The organism is Microbacterium sp. NPDC096154 (assembly GCF_040302945.1).
Taxonomy (GTDB): domain Bacteria; phylum Actinomycetota; class Actinomycetes; order Actinomycetales; family Microbacteriaceae; genus Microbacterium.
The window spans coordinates 310,618-330,764 of sequence record NZ_JBEOSM010000001.1 but is presented as its reverse complement, the minus strand read 5'-3'; the positions used below and the strand labels follow the sequence as shown (position 1 = coordinate 330,764).

Below are 20,147 nucleotides of genomic sequence, written 5' to 3'. Positions count from 1 at the left end.
TGAGAATCGGCTTCTGTCCGTGGTTCCGGTCCGCCCGTCTGCCGTCCACAGAGAGGTGATCGGGTGACATGTTCGATGTGGTGGTCGTCGGCCGCGCGGAGGCCTCTCTGCTCCGCGAAGGTGGAGGCATGGATCCGGTCGCGATCGTCGCCGCGCGCGGCGGCGTCGTGCGCATCCGCGAGCTGCTGGACGCGGGTGTCTCGTCGGCAGCGATCAAGCGCGCCAAACGCGATGGACGGCTGATGCGTCCTCGCAACGGCTGGGTCGCGACGCCGGGCGCAGATCCGATGCTCCGCGCCGCGGCGGAGCTCGGCGTGGTCGTCACATGCGTCACGCGGGCGGAGCGGGCCGGGCTGTGGACTTTCGGGAGCGATCGGGTTCACGTGGCTGCGCCCCGCCACCATTCGCTCCCGCGGGAGACCACGGCGCATGTCCACTGGGCGCGCCCCGTCGTGCCGCGGCCCCCGGGCCTGCTCGAGGACGGTATAGAGAACACGCTGGTTCTGATCGCGGAGTGTCAGCCGTTCGAAGCGGCGCTCGTGGTGTGGGAGTCGGCTCTCCGGGTGGGTCTGATCCAGCTCGAATCGATGCGTCGGCTGCCCCTGAGTGAGCGGACGCGGCGGGTGCTCGAAGCCGCTCGGCCGCATGCGGATTCCGGAGTGGAGACGGTCGTCGTGCCGCGTCTGCGCTGGCTGAACCTGCCGCTCCGCCGCCAGGTCGTCATCGCCGGTCGGCCCGTGGATCTCCTCATCGGCGACCGTCTCGTCCTGCAGATCGACGGCGGACATCACGTCGGTGCACAGCGCGATGCCGACAATGCGCACGATGCGCAACTCAAACTGATGGGCTACCACGTCATCCGGGTGAGCTACCACCAGGTCTTCGACGACTGGCCGGCGGTGCATGAGCGCATCGTGCTCGCGATCGCGCAGCGGCTTCACCTCGCCCCCGCGCCTTCGGCGCGCTGAAACGAAGGACAGTGACCGAATTCGAGGATGCACGCACTCGCTTCGGTCCTGTCTTTCGGCATGAGCTATTTTACTAGCATGCAAGCAGCGGGCGACGCGAAGGTGCAGTTCAACGTGTATCTGCCCAGGGATCTGGTGCGCGCGGTCAAGCACCGTGCGATCGATGACGGGACGAGCCTGTCCGCGCTGGTCGAGCGCGTGCTGCGGGCTGAGATCGAAAGGATCGGAGAGTGACGACGGTTCAGCAGATCCGCTACACGGATCATCCCGAGAGGTGGCATGCCCTGGCCCGGGCGCTCGGGCTGGTCGCGCCGTACCCGCCCTCGTCGCAGTGGGGCGAGTTCGTGGGAGACGGCGTGCTCGCTGTCCATCGCGCGACGCCCGATCATCCGGCGGGCACGGTGGATCTGCACCTGCTCGTCGCCGAGCTCGAGGCCGCCGCGGCAGCGCTGGCGCCGTTCGACGTCGCGCGAGAGCACATGATCGGCGTGGGCGAGACCGTGCGGGTGACGGCCGACGGCGTCTCGATCACCGTGTCGGCAGGCACGCGCGACCCGCGCGGCGATCTCTCGGTGCAGCCGATCTGGTTCGCGCACGACCTCCACGAGCCGCGCCGGATCCTCGCGGCGCTCGGCCTCGGGGCGAGGATCGTCGGCGACGCGGGCGGCTGGGTCGACCTCGTCGCTTCGTGTGGCGGGAGCGTCGGCCTGCATCGCCTGGACACGGCAGACACGGTCTCGTCGCCCTCGATCGGGCTCTCCTTCCTGGCGGGCGGGGGCCTCGACGCCCTCGCCGAGCGAGCCCGCGCGGCCGGCTTCGACGCGGGTGTCATCGACGAGGCGTACGGGCGGACGATCCGCATCCCAGACCCGGACGGCGGCGAGGAGATCTGGATCAACGGGGTGCAGGACGATCTGCACGGCTACCACCGCGAGGACTGATGAGGTTCCGGCACGACCTGGGCGGTGGAGCATCGCTCGCGTTGCGAACGCTCGATACGGTCGATGAGGTCCACGCGCTCACGGTCGCCAATCTCGACCGCCTCCGCCGGTGGGAGTCGTGGGCACATCGCGAGCAGACCCGGGACGGCGCGGCGGCGTGGACGCGGCTGCAGCTGGAATCCTTCGCGCGAGGCGCCGCATGGCCCGTTCTCATCTGCGACGGGGATGCGATCGTCGGCTCGCTGGGAGCGACGATCGACGATGTCGGCGGCTCTGCGTCGCTCGGCTACTGGATCGATGCCGCGGCAGAGGGCCGCGGGCTCGTCACGCGTGCGTGCGATGCCGTCATCCGGTCCCTCGCCGACGCGGGGGTGGCGCGCGTGGAGATCCGGGCGGCCGTCGGCAATGTCCGCAGCCGGAATGTCGCGCGGCGGCTGGGGTTCGTGGAGGAGGGAGTGCTCCGCAGCGCTCTGCCGGTCGGCGGCGAGCGGCACGACGTGGCGGTCTACGGCCTCGTCTTCTGAGCCGCGTGGCGGGGACTGACCGCGGTCAGTCGCGCACGTCGACGCCGGCGGCCACGGCGAACGCTGGCGCGAGGCGCTCGACCTGGAACGACGTGAGCGTGACTCCGCGCAGGCTCGCGACGTCGAGGAACCGGTCCACGTCCAGACCGCGAAGATCGACGTCGGCCGCGCGCAGCCCGCGGGGATCGACTTCGGCGGCGCGGCTGTCGGCGAACGCGAGGCGCGAGAGCGTGGCGTGCGGCAGGTCGAGCGAGCGGATGGTGCATCCCGAGACGCGGATGTCCTCGCCGCGGGCACCGGCGAGCGTCAGGTAGTCGATGCGCACCTCCTGCAGCTCGAGCTCGGCGATCCGCGCACCCGTGAGGTCGAGCGTGCCGATGCGGCCCCCGGCGATCCGCACCCGCCGCAGCGACGCGTCCCGGGCGGACACCGATGCGGCCCGCAGGCCCGAGATGGAGACGTCGATCAGCGTGGCGCCGGCCAGATCGAGAGCGTCGACCGCGGCGTCCTCGAGCGCGCATTCCTCGAGGGCGGCGTGTGCGAGATCGACGGCGTCGCTCAGCGCCGTGAGCCGCAGCCGGTGCGCATCCATGCCACGCCGGGGCGTGCCCTCCTCGAGGTGGCGTGGCAGGTCGGGTGCCGAGACGCGCGGAGGGGCGGGACGGACGACGGATCTGGCCATGCCGACACGGTAGCCGCGACCTCCGACGTGCCCGTAGAATCGAGGGAACAGCATCGATCCGGCCATCACCGGGGAGCTCGCGGAAGAACCGGCGCACGCCTCAGTAGAACCGCGCGGGGCAGGCCCGTCACAGCCGCAGTGAGAGCGGCGCCGTCCCCGGACGACGCAACGCGGGGTGGTACCGCGGCCGGATGGTCGTCCTCGCAGTCCCTACGGAACTGCTGGAGTGACATGACCTACCCGAAGTCCTCATTCGGACCCGCCGCCGACGCCGCGCAGCCGGTGCAGCCGAGCCCGCGCTTCCCCGACATGGAGCGCGACGTGCTCTCCTTCTGGGAGCGGGACGACACCTTCCGCGCCTCGATCGCGCAGCGCGACGGCTCCGACGAGTGGGTCTTCTACGACGGCCCGCCGTTCGCGAACGGCCTGCCTCACTACGGCCACCTGCTGACCGGCTACGCCAAGGACCTCTTCCCGCGCTTCCAGACCATGCGCGGCAAGAAGGTCGACCGCGTCTTCGGCTGGGACACGCACGGCCTCCCGGCCGAGCTGGAGGCCATGAAGCAGCTCGGGATCACCGAGAAGAGCGAGATCGAGCAGATGGGCATCGACGCCTTCAATGCGAAGGCGCGCGAGTCGGTGCTGGCATACACGCGTGAGTGGCAGGACTACGTCACGCGGATGGCGCGCTGGGTGGACTTCGAGCGCGGCTACAAGACGCTGGACACCACGTTCATGGAGAGCGTGCTGTGGGCCTTCAAGCAGCTCTTCGACAAGGGCCTCGCGTACGAGGGCTACCGCGTGCTGCCGTACTGCTGGCGCGACCAGACGCCGCTGTCCAACCACGAGCTGCGCATGGACGACGACGTCTACAAGAACCGGCAGGATCCGTCGGTGACCGTGACGTTCCCGCTCACGGGCCCGAAGGCGGCGTCGCTCGGCATCGAGGGCGTCCGTGCCCTCGCGTGGACCACGACCCCGTGGACGCTTCCCACCAACATGTCTCTGGCCGTCGGTCCGTCGATCTCCTACGCCGTGCTGCCCGCCGGCCCGAACGGCGCCAAGGAGGGGGCGACGGGCGACGAGTTCCTGCTCGCCGAGGACCTCCTCGGCGGGTACGCGAAGGACCTCGGCTACGAGTCGGCCGAGGAAGCGAAGGCGGCCGTGCGCGCGCGCGTGCGCGGCGCCGACCTCGCGGATGTCACGTTCGAGCGGCTCTTCGACTACTTCGCGGACACCGAGAAGTGGGGCACGCAGAACGCGTGGCGCATCCTGGTCGACGACTACGTCACGACCGGCGATGGCACGGGCATCGTGCACCAGGCCCCCGCGTACGGCGAGGACGACAAGCGCCTCAATGACGCCGCCGGCATCCCGACCATCGTGTCGCTGGGCGACGACGGCCGCTTCCTCGGCATGGTGTCGGATGTGGCGGGCGAGCTGTGGATGGACGCCAACACGCCCATCGTGCGCCTGCTGCGCCAGAACGGCCGGCTCCTCCGCCTGCAGTCGTACGAGCACTCGTACCCGCACTGCTGGCGTTGCCGGAACCCTCTGATCTACAAGGCCGTCTCGAGCTGGTTCGTGCGCGTGACCGAGTTCAAGGACCGCCTGCTCGAGCTCAACGAGCAGATCACGTGGGCGCCCGAGAACGTCAAGCACGGCCAGTTCGGCAAATGGCTGGAGGGCGCTCGCGACTGGTCGATCAGCCGCAACCGCTTCTGGGGGTCGCCGATCCCGGTGTGGAAGTCGGACGACCCGAACCATCCGCGTGTCGACGTGTACGGCTCGCTCGAGGAGATCGAGCGCGACTTCGGCACGCTGCCGCGCAATGAGCAGGGCGAGGTCGACCTGCACCGCCCGTACATCGACGAGCTGACGCGCCCGAATCCGGACGATCCGACCGGCCAGAGCACGATGCGTCGCATCGAGGACGTGTTCGACGTGTGGTTCGACTCGGGGTCGATGCCGTTCGCGCAGGTGCACTACCCGTTCGAGAACGCGGAGTGGTTCGACACGCACGCGCCCGCGGACTTCATCGTGGAGTACATCGGCCAGACGCGCGGCTGGTTCTACGTGATGCACGTGCTGTCGACCGCGCTGTTCGACCGGCCGGCCTTCTCCGGCGTCTCGTGCCACGGCATCGTGCTCGGCTCCGACGGCCAGAAGATGTCGAAGTCGCTGCGCAACTACCCGGACGTCTCCGAGGTGTTCGACCGCGACGGCTCCGACGCCATGCGCTGGTTCCTGATGTCGTCGAGCGTGCTGCGGGGCGGCAACCTCATCGTCACGGAGGACGGCATCCGCGCCGGGGTGCGCGAGTTCCTGCTGCCGCTGTGGAACTCCTGGTACTTCTTCGCGACGTATGCCAACGCGTCCGGAGGGCCGGAAGACAGCGGATACGAGGCGACCTGGCGCACCGACTCGACGGACGTGCTGGACCGGTACATCCTGGCGCTCACGGGCGACCTCGTCCGCGACGTCGCCGACGATCTCGACAGGCTCGACTCGACCACGGCGGCCGCGCGCCTGCGCGACTTCGCCGAGGTGCTGACCAACTGGTACATCCGTCGTTCTCGCGACCGCTTCTGGACGGGCGTCACGGATGACCCGAAGACGCGCGAGGCCTTCGACACCCTGTACACGGTGCTCGAGACCCTGACCCGGGTCGCCGCGCCGCTCATCCCGCTCGTGGCCGAGCGCGTGTGGCAGGGGCTCACGGGTGGGCGCAGCGTGCACCTGACCGATTGGCCGGATGCCGCGCAGTTCGCCGACGCGGCCGACATCCGCGAGTCCATGGACGCCGTGCGCGAGGCCTCGAGCGTGGCAAACGCGCTGCGCAAGAAGGAGGGGCTGCGCGTGCGTCTGCCGCTGGCCAAGCTCACGGTCGTGACCGGCCACGCGGGGCTCGGACAGTTCGAGGACATCCTGCGCGATGAGCTCAACGTCAAGAGCGTCGAGCTCGTCGCGCTGGGCGAGGACACGGCCGCCGAGTACGGCATCTCGCACCGCCTGACGGTCAACGCCCGAGCGGCGGGTCCGCGCCTCGGCAAGCAGGTGCAGCAGGCCATCCGCGCCGCGAAGGAGGGCGACTGGTCGGAGCGGGACGGCGTCGTGACGGCGGGCGGTCTGGCGCTCGAGCCGGGGGAGTACGAGCTCGTGCTCGAGACCACGGGGCGTCCGGAGGGCGAGGCCCTCGCGCTGCTGCCCACGGGCGGCTTCGTGCTGCTCGACACGCGCACGACACCCGAGCTCGAGGCGGAGGGCTTGGCCCGCGACGTCATCCGTGCGGTGCAGGACACCCGCAAGGGCGCCGGCTTCGACGTCAGCGACCGCATCCGGCTCTCACTCGCGTTCTCGGATGAGGCCGACGCCGCCGCCGTGCGCAGCGCATTCGACGTGGCGGATGTGGCGGGGGAGACCCTCGCGCTCGAGCACCGCGTCGGCGGCGCGGACGACGCGCAGGTGGAGACGGAGTTCGAGCACGCGGCGGTCATCAAGGCCGGCACGTATGCCAACAGGGGCGACTTCACGGTCGCCGTGAGCCGGATCGGAGCAGCGGCGTGAGCGACGACGACATCATCGAGGGCACGCCGCGGGACCGCGCGCGCGCCGATGCGGTGTACCAGACGCTGCTGAGCCGGGCGGGCGAGCGCTGGGTGCAGCCCCGCAAGGAGCGCACGGCGCGTGTTCTCGAGCTGCTCGACGACCCGCAGCGCACCTACCGCGTGGTGCACGTGACCGGGACGAACGGCAAGACGTCGACCAGCCGGATCATCGAGAGCCTGGTGCGCGCGCACGGGCTGCGCACGGGGCTGTTCACGAGCCCGCATCTCGAGCGCTTCACCGAGCGCATCCTGATCGACGGCCGCCCGATCGCCGACGCGGCCTTCGCCGACGCGTGGGATGAGATCGAGCCGTTCGTCGGGATCGTCGACGCCGAGCTCGAGGCCGCCGGCGAGGAGCCCCTGACGTTCTTCGAGCTGCTCACCGTGCTCGCCTTCGTGGCCTGCGCGGATGCGCCGGTGGACGTGCTCGTGCTCGAGGTGGGCATGGGCGGGGCCTGGGACTCGACGAACACGGCGGACGGCGACGTCGCGGTGTTCGCGCCGATCGACATGGACCACGCCGATCGCCTGGGAGGGACGATCGAGGAGATCGCAGCGGTGAAGGCCGGGATCATCAAGGACGGCGCGCGGGTCGTGTCGGCGCGGCAGCGCCCGGAGGCGGAGGCCGTGCTGCGCGCGACGGCGGACGAGAAGGGCGCTCAGATCGCGTTCGAGGGCGCGGAGTTCGCTCTCGCGGAGGACAAGCTCGCCGTCGGCGGGCAGCTCATCACCGTGCGCGGCCTCGCGGGCTCGTACGACGAGGAGTACCTGCCGCTGTACGGCCGCCACCAGGGCGCGAACGCGGCGCTCGCGATCGCCGCCGTCGAGTCGCTGATCGGCGATGCGGCCCGGCCGATCGCCGGCGCGGTGCTGACCGAGGGACTCGCCGAGGCGACATCGCCCGGTCGCCTGCAGCTGGTGGGCATCGAGCCCACCGTGATCGTGGACGCCGCCCACAATCCGCACGGCGCCGCGGCGCTGGCGACGGCTCTGCGCGAGGCGTTCGACTTCGACGAGTGGGGTCTCGTGCTCGGGGTCCTGGGCGACAAGGACGCGATCGGCATCCTGCGCGAGCTCGGGCCGATGGCCGCGCACCTCTTCGTGACAGCGCCCGACTCGGAGCGCGCGACGGATCCGGATGCGCTGGCCGACCTGGCCGAGAGCGCCGGTCTGCGGGTGACCGTGCACCGCGACCTGGGCGAGGCTGCCGAAGCCGCGCGCGAGTGGGCCGCGGGATCCGCGCGCCGTGCGGTCGCCATCGCGGGCTCCGTCGTGCTGGCCGGCGAGGCGCTGAGCCTCGCAGAGGCCGAGGACTGGAAGTCCGGATGGCAGAGCTGACGGGCGACGCGCCCCGCGCGCCGCGTTACCGGTCGCTGCCCGAGAAGCTCGGGCAGGTGGTGCTCGGCTTCGAGGCGATCATCGTCTTCCTCGCGGGCCTGGCGGTGTACGGCCTGCGCGCGCTGCCGGCGGGCATCGAGCCCTGGTGGGGGATCGTGGGCGGCGCGGTCGTCGCGCTCGCCATGTTCGCCACGAGCGGCCTGCTGCGCCGTCGTTGGGGTTTCGCGGTCGGCTGGGCGCTGCAGGGCGTCGTGGCGCTCGGCGCCGTCCTCGTGCCGGCCATCCTGCTCGTGGTGCTCGTCTTCGGCGGCATGTGGGCGTATGCGACCATCGGAGGAGGACGGATCGAGCGGCGCATCGCGCAGCAGCGCGCTGCACAGGGCGACTCGAACTGACCGACGCCCCCAGATCGAGGGGCCGCTGAACCCGGCGGAGCCCATCAGACCCGCCCGGATCGAACCGGGTCCGGCGGAGAGAATCAGAGAGGTGCAGACACGCACATGGCCACCGAAGAGACCCTCGTCCTCATCAAGCCCGACGGCGTCGCCCGCGGGCTGACCGGAGCGATCCTCGCCCGCATCGAGGCGAAGGGATACTCGCTCGTCGACATCCGCCTCGTCGAGCCCAGCCGCGACCTGCTCGCGCAGCACTATGCCGAGCACGAGGGCAAGCCGTTCTACGAGCCGCTGCTCGAGTTCATGATGTCTGGCCCCGTCGTCGCGATCCGCCTCGCCGGCAACCGCGTCATCGAGGGCTTCCGCTCGCTTGCGGGCACGACCGACCCGACCACGGCCGCGCCCGGCACGATCCGCGGCGACTTCGGACGCGACTGGGGAGTCGCCGTGCAGCAGAACCTCGTGCACGGCTCGGACAGCGCAGAGTCGGCCGCCCGTGAGCTGGCCATCTGGTTCGCCTGAGCGGCGCAGACGACCCGCGGCGATCCGGCCTCCGGGCCGGGTCGCCGCTGCCCTTCCCGCCGGCGTTGCGTCTCAGAAGAGCACGCGGAGCACGTCGAGCCGGATCTGGGCGAGCACCGCGATCACGGCGTAGCTCGCCACGGCGAGCAGCGGCAGCCACCCCATGAGCTTGTCGGCACCGCGCCGGATCGAGGCAGGGGCCGGCAGGGCGCCCACCCGCAGCGCGTGCAGCAGCACCGCGTAGAACGACGGAATCGTGACCACCCAGGTCACCATGCACCAGGGGCAGAGCGTGCCGAGCACGTAGATGCTCTGAGCGATCAGCCACACCACGAGGCCGAACGCGAACGCCATGCCGAGCAGGAACAGCGCCCAGAACCACCGGGCGAAGCGCGCGCCGGCGAGGATCGCCGCTCCCACGACGATCGGAGCGACCCACCCGGTCAGTCCGAGGATCGGATTGGGGAACCCGAAGACCGACCCCTGGGGCGAGGTGAGGTTCGCCCCGCACTGCACCAGGAAGTTGAAGTCGCAGGCCGCAGCCGTGCCGGGGTTCATCAGCAGGTGGAACCGCTCCATGGTGAGCGAGTAGGCGGCCCACCAGCCGACCGCCCCCGCGAGCACGAGCCAGACAGCCAGGGCGACAGGGCGGTTTCGCGATTCGGTCACGCGCCCCATTCTCTCCCCGCCCGTGGCGTCCGACGCGACACACGCGCGGCCGCACGCGCGTGCGTGCGCGATTTGCGCCCGGGGTGCGATAATGACACGTGACGCACATCGCGGCCGCGCCGCGACCCGCGTCGAATGAAGACTTCGGGGCAAAGGATGCCCCGCGCGACCAGAGCCGAGAGCCGGTCGCAGGCCGAGTGAGTTCGCGGAGTCGCCGACAGCGGCGCCGCACGAGATTTCCGGGCGACGCGCGGATGTCCGCCCGCAGGGAGCACGCCAGCGATGGCTGAACACAACAATGAGCACGACGAGCGCACCTTCGACGAGCCCGCGGATGCCGTAGCGTCCGACCAGGGCGAGCAGGTCGCGGCCCCCACCGACCAGCTCGCCGACACGGCCCCGGGCGAGTTCGAGGCTCCCGCCGATGCGGCGCCCGACACCGACGCGTCGACGGAGGACCCCGAGCCGCCGGTGCACGACGCCGAGGCGAGCGATGTGGCGCCGGTCGAGACGGCCGAGGCGGCGGCGGAGGAGTCCGCTCCCGCCGCGCCGCAGGGCACGGTCGACTCGGACGAGGCGGTCGCCGAGCCCGAGGCGGTCGAGTCCGAGGCGGCTGGCGAGCCTGTGGCGGCCGCCGAGTCCGAGGCAGCCGGCGAGCCCGAAGCGGCCGGCGAGCCGGAGGCCGATGAGCCCGCGCGTCCCACGGCCGTGAGCCTGGGCCTGCTGCCCGAGAACTTCGTGTCGCAGGTCTCGACCGCCCTTCACTTCTACGCGCCCGACGTGCAGCCGCTGCCCGCGCTGCCGGCGCCCGAGGAGCCGGCCGGTGGCCGTTCGTCGCGCCGCCGCCGTCGCCGTGGCGGTTCGGAGGGCGGCGACGACGCGTCGGCTCCGCAGCAGCAGGAGGAAGGCGGCCGCCGCCGGCAGCGCGTGGTCGAGGTCATCACCGAGCCGCAGCGCATCAAGGGCTCGACGCGTCTCGAAGCCAAGAAGCAGCGCCGCCGCGACGGCCGCGAGGCGGGGCGGCGTCGCCCCGTGGTCACCGAGGCCGAGTTCCTCGCGCGTCGGGAGGCCGTCGACCGTCAGATGGTCGTGCGCTCGAAGAGCGGGCGCGTGCAGATCGCGGTGCTCGAGGACAACGTGCTCGTCGAGCACTACGTCGCGCGCAGCCAGGACGCCTCGCTGATCGGCAACGTCTACCTCGGCCGCGTGCAGAACGTGCTGCCCAGCATGGAGGCCGCGTTCGTCGACATCGGGCGCGGGCGCAACGCCGTGCTGTATTCGGGCGAGGTCGACTGGGACTCGGTCGAGACGGGCAACCAGCCGCGCCGCATCGAGCTCGCACTCAAGCCCGGCGACAAGGTGCTCGTGCAGGTCACGAAGGACCCGGTGGGTCACAAGGGCGCTCGCCTGACGAGCCAGATCTCGCTGCCGGGTCGCTACCTGGTGTACGTGCCGGGCGGCGCCATGAACGGGATCTCGCGCAAGCTGCCCGACACCGAGCGCTCGCGCCTGAAGAAGATCCTCAAGGAGGTGCTGCCCGAGTCGTCGGGCGTCATCGTCCGCACCGCCGCCGAGGGGGCGACGGAGGAGCAGCTGACGCGTGACGTCAACCGGCTCACGTCGCAGTGGGCTCACATCAACGCGCTCGTCGAAAAGGGCAACGCCCCGAGCCTGCTGCACTCCGAGCCCGACCTGCTGGTGAAGATCGTGCGCGACGTCTTCAACGAGGACTTCACGAAGATGCTCATCCAGGGCGAAGAGGCGCAGCGCACCATCACCAGCTACCTGGAGGGCGTGGCGCCGGATCTTCTCGACCGCATCGAGAAGTACGACGGCGAGCAGGATCCGTTCGACGCGTTCCGCATCACGGAGCAGATCGAGAAGGCGCTCGACCGCAAGGTGTGGCTGCCCTCGGGCGGCTCGCTCGTGATCGACCGCACCGAGGCGATGACGGTGGTGGACGTCAACACCGGCAAGTTCGTGGGCTCCGGCGGCAACCTCGAGGAGACCGTCACCAAGAACAACCTCGAGGCGGCTGAGGAGATCGTCCGGCAGCTGCGCCTGCGCGACATCGGCGGCATCATCGTGGTCGACTTCATCGACATGGTGCTCGAGTCCAACCGCGATCTCGTGCTGCGCCGCCTGGTGGAGTGCCTGAGCCGCGACCGGACGAAGCACCAGGTGGCCGAGGTCACCTCGCTCGGACTGGTGCAGATGACCCGCAAGAAGCTCGGTCTCGGCCTGCTCGAGACGTTCAGCGAGGCCTGCGAGGTCTGCGCGGGCCGCGGCGTCATCGTGCACCACGACCCGGTCGTCAAGCAGCGGCCGGCCGCGAACGGCAACGGCAACGGCTCGGGACGCCGCTCGCGCGGCGGATCGTCGGGCGGCCCGTCCGGCGGCAACGGCGGCAACGGCAACGGCGGGGCGAACACCGCGTCGAGCACCGGCGGCACGCACGTCATCACGGAGGGCGTGAAGTCGGCGCTGGCGCAGATCGCCGCCTCGACGCTGTCGCACCCGGCCGACAAGCCGGAGGGCCAGCCCGAGATCCACATCGAGCTGCCCGAGGGACCGCGCACGCCGGCCAAGAGCGAGGGCACCCCGAGCGCCCCGGCACAGGATCGTCCGAAGAAGGCGCGCAAGAAGCGTGCGGGGGCCGATCAGCCGGCTCCGAAGACCGAGACCGAGCAGCTGCTCGACTCGGTGCTCAACGCGCTCCCGGAGCCGAAGGCGCCCGGGCAGGGTCGCGGCCGCAGCCGTCGCGTGACGACCGCCGCGCTCACCGGAACGGCCGTCGCGGTGACGCCGGTCGCCGTCACATCCGAGGACTGACGCCCACGCCGCCCGCGGGCCGTCGCTACGAGCGGCGCTCGCGGGCGGTGACGCGCAGGCCCGAGGCAATCAGGGCGCGTACGAGCTCCTTGCCCGTGACGTGACGGGCGCCGCCGGCGATCAGGCGAGGGACGACATCCTGCGGCACGTCGTAGTGGTCGCGGTCGAACGAACGCGCGGGCACGCCATGCGCGGCGGCGAACGCATGCAGCTCGGAGAGGTCGGCATCGCTCACCAGGTGCGCCCACAGGCGTCCGTGCGCGGGCCAGATCGGATCGTCCACGAGGATCGCCATCGCACGATCGTAACGAGGCGGGGCGCGGCGACGCGCCGGTCGGCTCCTTTTGCCGGATTCAGGTTCGATCGGGTAGAGTATTCCTTTGGTGCGTCCCCTGTGTCGCGCGCTGTGGACAGCGGCGCGGCGGAAGTCTTGCAGACGCCCCTCGCGGCCAGCGAGAGCAAGCGAAGTCTTACCGTGAGATACCGGAGCCGGACGAGGCTCCCCAATGAAAAACAGGTGTGAAGTGGTTTACGCAGTTGTGCGCGCCGGCGGCCGGCAGGAGAAGGTCGAGGTCGGCACCATCGTTCAGCTCGACCGTGTGCAGGCTGCCGCGGGTGAGACGATCGAGCTGCCCGCCGTCCTCTTCGTCGACGGCGACAACGTGACGACCGACGCTGAGAAGCTCGCGAAGGTCAAGGTCACCGCTGAGGTCATCGGCAACCTGCGCGGCCCGAAGATCGTCATCCAGAAGTTCAAGAACAAGACCGGCTACAAGAAGCGCCAGGGCCACCGTCAGGACCTCACGCGCGTCAAGATCACCGGCATCAAGTAAGACGCCAGAGAAGAAGAGGCTGAGCAATGGCACATAAGAAGGGCGCGAGCTCCACTCGCAACGGTCGCGACTCCAACGCCCAGCGACTGGGCGTGAAGCGCTTCGGCGGCCAGGTCGTCAACGCGGGCGAGATCCTCGTCCGTCAGCGTGGCACCCACTTCCACCCCGGCGCCAACGTCGGCCGCGGTGGCGACGACACGCTGTTCGCCCTCGCCGCTGGTGCGGTCGAGTTCGGCAACAAGGGCGGCCGCAAGGTCGTCAACATCGTCGCGGGCGAGTAATCCCCTCGAACGATCAATAACCTGTTGAACGGGGCGGGCTTCGGCTCGTCCCGTTCTTCTATCTATCCCGGGAGTATCGATTCATGGTCACGTTCGTCGATGAGGTGACGCTTCACCTGCGCGCCGGCAAGGGCGGCAATGGCTGCGTGTCGGTGCGCCGCGAGAAGTTCAAGCCGCTCGGCGGCCCGGACGGCGCCAACGGCGGCGACGGCGGTGACATCATCCTGGTCGCCGACCCGCAGACCACGACGCTGCTCAGCTACCACCACTCGCCGCACCGCGCGGCGGGCAACGGCGGGTTCGGCATGGGCGACATGCGCTCCGGCGCCCAGGGCGAGGACCTCGAGCTTCCCGTGCCCGTCGGCACGGTCGTGAAGGATCCGTCGGGCGAAGTGCTCGTCGACATGATCGAGCCGGGCATGCGCTTCGTCGTCGCTCCGGGCGGCAAGGGCGGCCTGGGCAACGCGGCCCTGGCGTCCCCGAAGCGCAAGGCGCCGGGCTTCGCCCTGCTCGGCACGCCGGGGTGGGAGGGCGACGTCGTCCTCGAGCTGAAGACGGTCGCCGACATCGCCCTGGTGGGCTTCCCGTCGGCCGGCAAGTCGAGCCTCATCGCCGCGATCTCGGCGGCTCGCCCGAAGATCGCCGACTACCCCTTCACGACGCTGCACCCCAACCTGGGCGTCGTGCAGGCGGGCGACGTGCGCTACACGGTCGCGGATGTGCCGGGCCTGATCGAGGGCGCGAGCGAGGGCCGCGGCCTGGGGCTCGAGTTCCTGCGTCACGTCGAGCGCTGCACCGCGCTCGTGCACGTGCTCGACTGCGCCACGCTCGAGCCGGGGCGCGACCCGCTCACCGATCTCGAGGTCATCCGGGCCGAGCTCGCCGCCTATCCGGTGGCGGAGGGGCAGGTCCCGCTGCTCGAGCGCCCGCAGGTCGTCGTCCTGAACAAGACGGATGTGCCCGAGGCGGAGGAGCTGGCCGCGTTCGTGCGGCCCGACCTGGAGGCGCAGGGCTATCGCGTGTTCGAGATCTCGACCGTCGCGCGCAAGGGCCTGCGCGAGCTGACGTTCGCTCTCGCCGAGATCATCGAGGAGCACCGCAAGGCGGCGCCCATCGAGCCGGTCAAGCCGCGCGTGGTGATCCGCCCCAAGGGCTCCGAGAAGGAGTTCACGGTGCGCGTCGAAGGCGGCACCTACGGCAACGTGTACCGCATCCTGGGCGAGAAGCCGGTGCGCTGGGTGCAGCAGACCGACTTCCAGAACGAGGAGGCCGTGGGCTTCCTCGCCGATCGTCTCGACAAGCTGGGCGTCGAGGACGAGCTCTACCGTGCCGGTGCGGTTGCGGGTTCGACCGTGGTGATCGGCGAGGGCGACGCGGTCGTGTTCGACTGGGAGCCGTCGATCAGCTCGGCCGCCGAGCTCATCCAGGCGCCCCGAGGCACCGACCCGCGCCTGATGCAGAACCGGCGGCGCACCAGCTCGGAGCGCCGCGAGCAGTATCACGAGCGCCAGGACGCGCGCGCTGCCCAGCGCGCGGCGGACGAGGAGCTGCGTCGCGCGCGCCGCGACGATGTGCCCGTGGAGGCGGACGCCGAGGGCGACCTGTCGTGACCGCGCGGGATCGGGCGGCCCTCGCCACGGCGCGCCGCATCGTCGTCAAGGTCGGGTCGTCATCGATCAGCGGTGAGGCGTCGTGGCGCATCCCGATGCTGGTGAAGGCCCTGGCCGACGCGCACCGGCGGGGCGCCGAGGTGCTGCTCGTCTCCTCGGGCGCCATCGCCACGGGCATGCCCTTCCTCGAGCTCGAGTCGCGCCCGACCGACCTCGCGACGCAGCAGGCCGCGGCCGCGGTGGGCCAGAACGTGCTGATCTTCCGCTACCAGGAGGCGCTGCGTCCGTTCGGCATCGTGGCGGGGCAGGTGCTGCTGACCGCGGGGGATCTCGAGAACCACACGCACCGCAGCAATGCGCAGCGCGCGATCGAGCGCCTGCTCGGGCTGCGCATCCTGCCCATCGTGAACGAGAACGACACGGTCGCGACCCACGAGATCCGGTTCGGCGACAACGATCGACTCGCCGCGCTGGTGGCCCACCTCGTGTCGGCGGATGCGCTCGTGCTGCTGAGCGACATCGCATCGCTGTACACGCGCCCGCCGAGCGAGCCGGGCGCCGAGCCGCTCGACGTCATCCCACACGACGCCGACCTGAGCGACCTCGAGTTCGGGTCGACCGTGGTCAACAGCGTCGGCACCGGGGGAGCGGCGACAAAGGTGTCGGCCGCACGCCTGGCGGCCTCTGCGGGGATCGGCGTGCTCGTCACCAGCGCCGACCTCGTGGCCGAGGCCCTCGCCGGGGGTGCCGTCGGGACGTGGTTCGAGCCGTCACCCGCCGGCGCGCCCGTCGGTACACTCTCCGAATGACCGCGTGATCCGCCGCCTGGGCGGAGGAGCGGTACCCATCTTGCGAAGGAGACAGCCGTGACGAGCATCGTCGAGACCCCCGACGTCGCGGTCGACACGCCGCAGGATCGCCTGCGGCTCGCGAAGGACGCGGCCCGTGTCGCCGCGCGGCTGACGAGCGGCGAGAAGGCGGCGGCGCTGCACGCGATCGCCGACGCTCTGCTCGCGCACGCCGACGAGATCATCGCCGCCAACGCCGACGATCTGGCCCGGGGCGAGCGCGACGGCATCGGCGCGGGGCTGCTGGACCGCCTGCGGCTCGACGCCGGGCGCGTGCGGGGACTGGCCGACGCCGTGCGCGAGATCGCCGCGCTGCCCGACCCGGTGGGGCAGATCGTGCGCGGGCACCGCATGCCCAACGGCGTGAATCTCGAGCAGGTGCGCGTGCCGTTCGGCGTTGTGGGGGCGATCTACGAGGCGCGCCCCAATGTCACGGTCGACATCGCCGCGATCGCCCTCCGATCCGGCAACGCGGTCGTGCTGCGCGGCGGCAGCGCCGCGCTGTCGTCGAACACCGTGCTGGTCGGCATCATGCGCGATGCGCTTGCCGCGCAGGGCGTCGCGCCCGATGCCATCCAGTCGGTCGACGCCTTCGGTCGCGAGGGTGCGAAGGCGCTGATGCACGGGCGCGGATTCGTCGACGTGCTCGTCCCGCGCGGCAGCGCCGGGCTGATCGAGACGGTCGTGACCGAGTCGACGGTGCCGGTGATCGAGACGGGCGCCGGCAACGTGCACATCGTGCTCGACGAGAGCGCGCCCGATGACTGGGCCCGTGACATCGTGGTCAACGCGAAGGTGCAGCGCCCGAGCGTGTGCAACGCCGCGGAGACCGTGCTCGTGCTGCGAGGCGCCGCCGAGCGGCTGGTTGGCCCGGTGGCGTCGGCCCTGCAGCGTCAGGGCGTGACCGTGCACGGCGATGACACCGTGCGTGCCCTGGCCTCGGGCGTCGTGCCCGCGACCGAGGATGACTGGGCCACCGAGTACCTGAGCCTCGACATCGCGATGCGCGTGGTCGACTCGCTCGATGACGCGCTCGAGCACATCCGCCGCTACTCGACGGGACACACGGAGTCGATCGTGACCACGGATGTGCGCAACGCCGAGCGCTTCCTGGCCGAGGTCGACTCGGCCGTCGTGCTCGCGAACGCGTCGACGCGCTTCACGGACGGCGGCGAGTTCGGATTCGGCGCCGAGGTGGGCATCTCGACGCAGAAGCTGCACGCCCGGGGGCCCATGGGGCTGCCGGAGCTGACGAGCACCAAGTGGCTCGGTCGTGGCGCCGGTCACGTGCGGCTGTGACGGATAAGCTGGAAGACACGATTTCACGACCCGTGTCACAACACGAACGGAGCACGAATGCACCTCGCCGCAGCGCTTGTCGCAGCCGCCGCTGAGACGGAACACCACGGCAACCCGATGATGACGACCCTGCCGTTCGGCATCACCGCTGCGGTCGTCTTCATCCTGCTCGGCGTGGTCACGGCGTCGTACCGCAACGTGTCGAACCGCCACGCCGACCCTGCCGAGGTGCATGTCGAACACGAGACGGGCCACGGCCACTAGGTCGCCCCTGTGACGGTGCAGCCGAGGCCGCCGCGAATCGGCGTGATGGGCGGGACGTTCGATCCCATCCACCACGGCCACCTGGTGGCGGCCAGCGAGGTCGCGCAGTCGTTCGATCTCGACGAGGTCGTCTTCGTGCCGACCGGGCACCCGTGGCAGAAGGAGGAGGTCTCGCCCGCCGAAGCGCGGTACGAGATGACCGTCATCGCCACGGCGTCCAACCCGCGCTTCACCGTCAGCCGCGTGGACATCGACCGCGGGGGTCTGACCTATACGGTCGACACCCTCCGCGATCTCAAGGCCGAGCGTCCCGATGCGGAGCTGTTCTTCATCTCCGGCGCGGACGCCGTGGCGCAGATTCTCAGCTGGAGGGACCACGATGAACTGTGGGATCTCGCCCACTTCGTCGCGGTCTCCCGGCCCGGTCACATCCTCGACGTCGCAGGACTTCCGAGCGCGGACGTCAGCCAGCTGGAGATCCCGGCGCTCGCGATCTCGTCGACCGACTGCCGTGACCGCGTGAGCCGCGGATTCCCCGTCTGGTACCTCGTGCCGGACGGCGTCGTGCAGTACATCGCGAAGCATCATCTGTATCGGAGCAAGGCATGAGCACACCGGACCAGCCTTCGCAGCCGCTGACTCGCCGTAGGCTGCGCGAGTTGAAGATGACCGGCCAGACCCCCGTGATCGGCCCCGATGAGGTCGAGGCGGCGAAGGCGGCCCGGGAAGCGGAGGAGGCGGAGGCCGCCGTCCGCGAGGAGCAGGCCCAGGCCGTCGAGGCCGAGCCCGTCGAGTCGGCACAGGATGAGCCCTCCGCCGAGGCGTCCCCGGCGGAGGAGGCCGAAGCACTCGAATCGGCCGCGGAAGAGTCGAGCGCCCCCGCGCCGTCGTTCGGCTTCGGGGAGCAGCGCCCCCTGACACGCCGCCAGGTGCGTGAGCAGGAACGGCTGCGCACCAACGGGGTGCCCATCATCGACGCGGAGCAGGACGCCGTGTCGGAGCCCGCGCAGGAGAACCCCTGGCTGCAGGCCGCGGAGGACGCGGACATCCCGGACGAGGCACGACCGGAGGGCGAGCCCAACGTTGCGGCGATCGAGACCGTCGTCGTCGGGGAGAACGAGACCTCGGTGCTCTACGAGGTCGTCGAGGTGCCCTTCGACCATGGCGAGGCCGCCGAAGAGGCGCAGGACGAGCCCACCGACCAGGACGCGCTGCCCGTCGCGCAGCTCGTCTACGACGAGGGTGAGCAGCCCGCCGACGCGGAGGAGGCCGGTGAGGCGCCGGGGGAGCCCTCGGACGCCGCTGAGCCGGCGGGGCAGCACACCCCGCGCTTCGAGCAGGAATTCCTGACAGCGCCGGTGCAGACCGTGTACGTGCCCGACGACGCCGCGCTCGATGAGCAGGCGCTCGACGAGGACGCGCTCGAGGAGGAGCCGGAAGACCGCCCCACGGTCGCCCCTGCCTTCGGCTCCACGGTGCTCAAGACTCCCGCGCGCCCGACGTCGTCGGCGTCGTTCGAGGAGATCCTGTCGCACTCGATGGACTCGAGCGGCAGCGCGACCGCGGGCAGCGCCCTCATCCTGGCGACCGATCCGGGCACCATCCCGCTCTCGGCGCCCATCGACTCGACCGGGGAGATCCTGGTCACGAGCACGCACGCTCTGCCCGAGGGCTTCGGCTCCCGCGGGCACGTCGCCGGCACGACCGACGGCAAGGACGTGGACGTCGTGCTGATCGACGGCGAACTGCCGCTCGCATCGTCGCCCACCCCCATCGCCGCCAGTGATGCGGTGAGCACCTCGAAGAGCCCGTCGGAGGTGATCCGCCCGCCGGCACCGGAGAAGACGCACCGCCTGACCCTGCTCCTCGGCATCACGGCGGGGGTGCTGGGCATCGCTCTCATCGGCGTGGTGGTCGCCGCATTCACGACAGGAGTTCTGGGCTGATGGCCTCTGCTGATTCGCTCGAGATGCTGAAGATCGCCGCTGCGGCGGCCGACGCGAAGGGCGGCGAGGATCTCGTCGCCCTCGACGTCTCCGAGCCGTTGCCGCTCGTCGACGTGTTCCTGCTCGTCACCGGTCGCAGTGAGCGCAACGTCGCCGCGATCGCCGACGAGATCGAGGACAAGCTCAACGAGGCAGGGCACAAGCGCCTGCGCCGCGAGGGGCGCGCCGAGTCGCGGTGGGTGCTGCTGGACTTCGGCGACCTCGTGGTGCACGTGTTCCACCAGGAGGAGCGCGCGTTCTATGCACTCGAGCGCCTCTGGAAGGACTGCCCCGTGCTGCCCGTCGAGGTCGCGACGCGCCCGGCCGACTGACCGGATTTCACGTCGCCCAGAAGCTGTTGTAAGCTGATGGAGTTGTCCGGGGCTTCTACCGGACAACATCTGGGCCTGTGGCGCAGCTGGTAGCGCACCTGCATGGCATGCAGGGGGTCAGGGGTTCGAGTCCCCTCAGGTCCACCAAGAATCCCCGGTTCGCCGGGGATTTTCTGTTTCTCGAATCCGACGCTTCCAGCTGACTCGCTGCCCTCG

General features: G+C 70.7%; 21 protein-coding genes and 1 tRNA gene. 19 read left to right on the top strand and 3 right to left on the bottom strand.

Going from position 1 to position 20,147, the window contains the following annotated elements; all coding sequences use genetic code 11:
- The first annotated feature begins 68 nt into the window (after positions 1–68).
- The 4 genes from ABTW64_RS01580 to ABTW64_RS01565 are packed head-to-tail and all read left to right on the top strand — an operon-like array spanning position 69 to position 2,433.
- Positions 69–968, top strand: coding sequence for a DUF559 domain-containing protein (locus tag ABTW64_RS01580; RefSeq protein WP_350618478.1), 900 nt, complete (start codon positions 69–71; stop codon positions 966–968).
- A gap of 27 nt (positions 969–995) precedes the next feature.
- Positions 996–1,202, top strand: coding sequence for a ribbon-helix-helix domain-containing protein (locus ABTW64_RS01575; RefSeq protein WP_350618476.1), 207 nt, complete (start codon positions 996–998; stop codon positions 1,200–1,202).
- Positions 1,199–1,909 carry a hypothetical protein gene (locus ABTW64_RS01570; RefSeq protein ID WP_350618474.1) on the top strand — a complete coding sequence of 237 codons (711 nt, stop codon included), beginning with the start codon at positions 1,199–1,201 and terminating at the stop codon, positions 1,907–1,909. The genes ABTW64_RS01575 and ABTW64_RS01570 overlap by 4 nt, the downstream gene beginning before the upstream one ends.
- 41 nt (positions 1,910–1,950) lie before the next feature.
- On the top strand, positions 1,951–2,433 hold the full coding sequence (locus ABTW64_RS01565; RefSeq protein ID WP_350618472.1) for a GNAT family N-acetyltransferase: 483 nt from the start codon (positions 1,951–1,953) through the stop codon (positions 2,431–2,433).
- A 25-nt stretch (positions 2,434–2,458) separates the two neighbouring features.
- Here the strand turns inward: ABTW64_RS01565 and ABTW64_RS01560 are convergent, their stop codons facing one another.
- Positions 2,459–3,115 carry a pentapeptide repeat-containing protein gene (locus ABTW64_RS01560; RefSeq protein ID WP_350618470.1) on the bottom strand — a complete coding sequence of 219 codons (657 nt, stop codon included), beginning with the start codon at positions 3,113–3,115 and terminating at the stop codon, positions 2,459–2,461.
- Between the two features lie 231 nt (positions 3,116–3,346).
- Here ABTW64_RS01560 and ileS point away from each other — a divergent pair, with 231 nt between their 5' ends.
- The 4 genes from ileS to ndk all read left to right on the top strand — a co-directional run bounded on the left by ileS (position 3,347) and on the right by ndk (position 8,978).
- Positions 3,347–6,682 carry an isoleucine--tRNA ligase gene (gene ileS / locus ABTW64_RS01555; protein WP_350618468.1) on the top strand — a complete coding sequence of 1,112 codons (3,336 nt, stop codon included), beginning with the start codon at positions 3,347–3,349 and terminating at the stop codon, positions 6,680–6,682.
- The gene (locus tag ABTW64_RS01550; protein WP_350618466.1) at positions 6,679–8,061 is read left to right on the top strand and encodes a bifunctional folylpolyglutamate synthase/dihydrofolate synthase; all 1,383 of its coding nucleotides are present in this window, start codon (positions 6,679–6,681) and stop codon (positions 8,059–8,061) included. Before ileS ends, ABTW64_RS01550 begins: the two co-directional genes overlap by 4 nt.
- Positions 8,049–8,456 carry a DUF4233 domain-containing protein gene (locus ABTW64_RS01545; RefSeq protein WP_350618464.1) on the top strand — a complete coding sequence of 136 codons (408 nt, stop codon included), beginning with the start codon at positions 8,049–8,051 and terminating at the stop codon, positions 8,454–8,456. Before ABTW64_RS01550 ends, ABTW64_RS01545 begins: the two co-directional genes overlap by 13 nt.
- A gap of 105 nt (positions 8,457–8,561) precedes the next feature.
- Positions 8,562–8,978, top strand: a complete 417-nt coding sequence (gene ndk / locus ABTW64_RS01540) for a nucleoside-diphosphate kinase (RefSeq protein ID WP_350618462.1) — start codon at positions 8,562–8,564, stop codon at positions 8,976–8,978.
- A gap of 72 nt (positions 8,979–9,050) precedes the next feature.
- On the opposite strand, the gene ABTW64_RS01535 is transcribed toward ndk, so the two are convergent.
- A complete protein-coding gene (locus tag ABTW64_RS01535) occupies positions 9,051–9,647 on the bottom strand; it encodes a vitamin K epoxide reductase family protein (RefSeq protein WP_502892282.1) in 597 nt (198 codons plus the stop codon).
- 282 nt (positions 9,648–9,929) lie between these two features.
- Between ABTW64_RS01535 and ABTW64_RS01530 the strand changes: the two genes are divergently transcribed.
- A complete protein-coding gene (locus ABTW64_RS01530) occupies positions 9,930–12,479 on the top strand; it encodes an Rne/Rng family ribonuclease (protein WP_350618458.1) in 2,550 nt (849 codons plus the stop codon).
- A gap of 25 nt (positions 12,480–12,504) precedes the next feature.
- Here the strand turns inward: ABTW64_RS01530 and ABTW64_RS01525 are convergent, their stop codons facing one another.
- Positions 12,505–12,774: a DUF4031 domain-containing protein gene (locus ABTW64_RS01525; protein ID WP_350618456.1), complete on the bottom strand. Its 270-nt coding sequence runs from the start codon at positions 12,772–12,774 to the stop codon at positions 12,505–12,507.
- 229 nt (positions 12,775–13,003) lie between these two features.
- On the opposite strand from ABTW64_RS01525, the gene rplU reads away from it, so the two are divergent.
- The 10 genes from rplU (at position 13,004) to ABTW64_RS01475 (ending at position 20,078) form a co-directional block, all read left to right on the top strand.
- Complete coding sequence (rplU, locus tag ABTW64_RS01520) at positions 13,004–13,312, top strand: 50S ribosomal protein L21 (RefSeq protein WP_350618454.1); 309 nt, start codon at positions 13,004–13,006, stop codon at positions 13,310–13,312.
- Between the two features lie 26 nt (positions 13,313–13,338).
- Positions 13,339–13,593 (top strand): 50S ribosomal protein L27, encoded by a 255-nt coding sequence (gene rpmA / locus ABTW64_RS01515; RefSeq protein ID WP_067023644.1) that lies wholly within the window; start codon positions 13,339–13,341, stop codon positions 13,591–13,593.
- A gap of 83 nt (positions 13,594–13,676) precedes the next feature.
- Positions 13,677–15,203, top strand: a complete 1,527-nt coding sequence (gene obgE / locus ABTW64_RS01510; protein ID WP_350618451.1) for a GTPase ObgE — start codon at positions 13,677–13,679, stop codon at positions 15,201–15,203.
- Complete coding sequence (proB, locus tag ABTW64_RS01505; protein WP_350618449.1) at positions 15,200–16,012, top strand: glutamate 5-kinase; 813 nt, start codon at positions 15,200–15,202, stop codon at positions 16,010–16,012. The genes obgE and proB overlap by 4 nt, the downstream gene beginning before the upstream one ends.
- Positions 16,013–16,069: 57 nt before the next feature.
- The gene (locus tag ABTW64_RS01500) at positions 16,070–17,350 is read left to right on the top strand and encodes a glutamate-5-semialdehyde dehydrogenase (RefSeq protein ID WP_350618447.1); all 1,281 of its coding nucleotides are present in this window, start codon (positions 16,070–16,072) and stop codon (positions 17,348–17,350) included.
- A gap of 57 nt (positions 17,351–17,407) precedes the next feature.
- A complete protein-coding gene (locus ABTW64_RS01495; protein ID WP_350618445.1) occupies positions 17,408–17,614 on the top strand; it encodes a hypothetical protein in 207 nt (68 codons plus the stop codon).
- Between the two features lie 9 nt (positions 17,615–17,623).
- Entirely contained in the window at positions 17,624–18,223 is a 600-nt protein-coding gene (nadD, locus tag ABTW64_RS01490) for a nicotinate-nucleotide adenylyltransferase (protein ID WP_350618443.1), read from the top strand.
- A gap of 56 nt (positions 18,224–18,279) precedes the next feature.
- Entirely contained in the window at positions 18,280–19,560 is a 1,281-nt protein-coding gene (locus ABTW64_RS01485; RefSeq protein WP_350618441.1) for a hypothetical protein, read from the top strand.
- On the top strand, positions 19,560–19,931 hold the full coding sequence (gene rsfS / locus ABTW64_RS01480; RefSeq protein WP_502892281.1) for a ribosome silencing factor: 372 nt from the start codon (positions 19,560–19,562) through the stop codon (positions 19,929–19,931). Before ABTW64_RS01485 ends, rsfS begins: the two co-directional genes overlap by 1 nt.
- Before the next feature lie 71 nt (positions 19,932–20,002).
- A tRNA-Ala gene (locus ABTW64_RS01475) sits at positions 20,003–20,078 on the top strand.
- Positions 20,079–20,147 lie beyond the last annotated feature (69 nt).

Excerpts from the sequence above, each read along its gene's own strand:
- ABTW64_RS01580 (WP_350618478.1), top strand. The coding sequence starts at position 69 with ATGTTCGATGTGGTGGTCGTCGGCCGCGCGGAGGCCTCTCTGCTCCGC.
- ABTW64_RS01575 (WP_350618476.1), top strand. The coding sequence starts at position 996 with ATGCACGCACTCGCTTCGGTCCTGTCTTTCGGCATGAGCTATTTTACT.
- ABTW64_RS01560 (WP_350618470.1), bottom strand. The coding sequence starts at position 3,115 with ATGGCCAGATCCGTCGTCCGTCCCGCCCCTCCGCGCGTCTCGGCACCC.
- ileS (WP_350618468.1), top strand. The coding sequence starts at position 3,347 with ATGACCTACCCGAAGTCCTCATTCGGACCCGCCGCCGACGCCGCGCAG.
- ABTW64_RS01545 (WP_350618464.1), top strand. The coding sequence starts at position 8,049 with ATGGCAGAGCTGACGGGCGACGCGCCCCGCGCGCCGCGTTACCGGTCG.
- ndk (WP_350618462.1), top strand. The coding sequence starts at position 8,562 with ATGGCCACCGAAGAGACCCTCGTCCTCATCAAGCCCGACGGCGTCGCC.
- ABTW64_RS01530 (WP_350618458.1), top strand. The coding sequence starts at position 9,930 with ATGGCTGAACACAACAATGAGCACGACGAGCGCACCTTCGACGAGCCC.
- ABTW64_RS01525 (WP_350618456.1), bottom strand. The coding sequence starts at position 12,774 with ATGGCGATCCTCGTGGACGATCCGATCTGGCCCGCGCACGGACGCCTG.
- rpmA (WP_067023644.1), top strand. The coding sequence starts at position 13,339 with ATGGCACATAAGAAGGGCGCGAGCTCCACTCGCAACGGTCGCGACTCC.
- obgE (WP_350618451.1), top strand. The coding sequence starts at position 13,677 with ATGGTCACGTTCGTCGATGAGGTGACGCTTCACCTGCGCGCCGGCAAG.
- ABTW64_RS01495 (WP_350618445.1), top strand. The coding sequence starts at position 17,408 with ATGCACCTCGCCGCAGCGCTTGTCGCAGCCGCCGCTGAGACGGAACAC.
- ABTW64_RS01485 (WP_350618441.1), top strand. The coding sequence starts at position 18,280 with ATGACCGGCCAGACCCCCGTGATCGGCCCCGATGAGGTCGAGGCGGCG.
- rsfS (WP_502892281.1), top strand. The coding sequence starts at position 19,560 with ATGGCCTCTGCTGATTCGCTCGAGATGCTGAAGATCGCCGCTGCGGCG.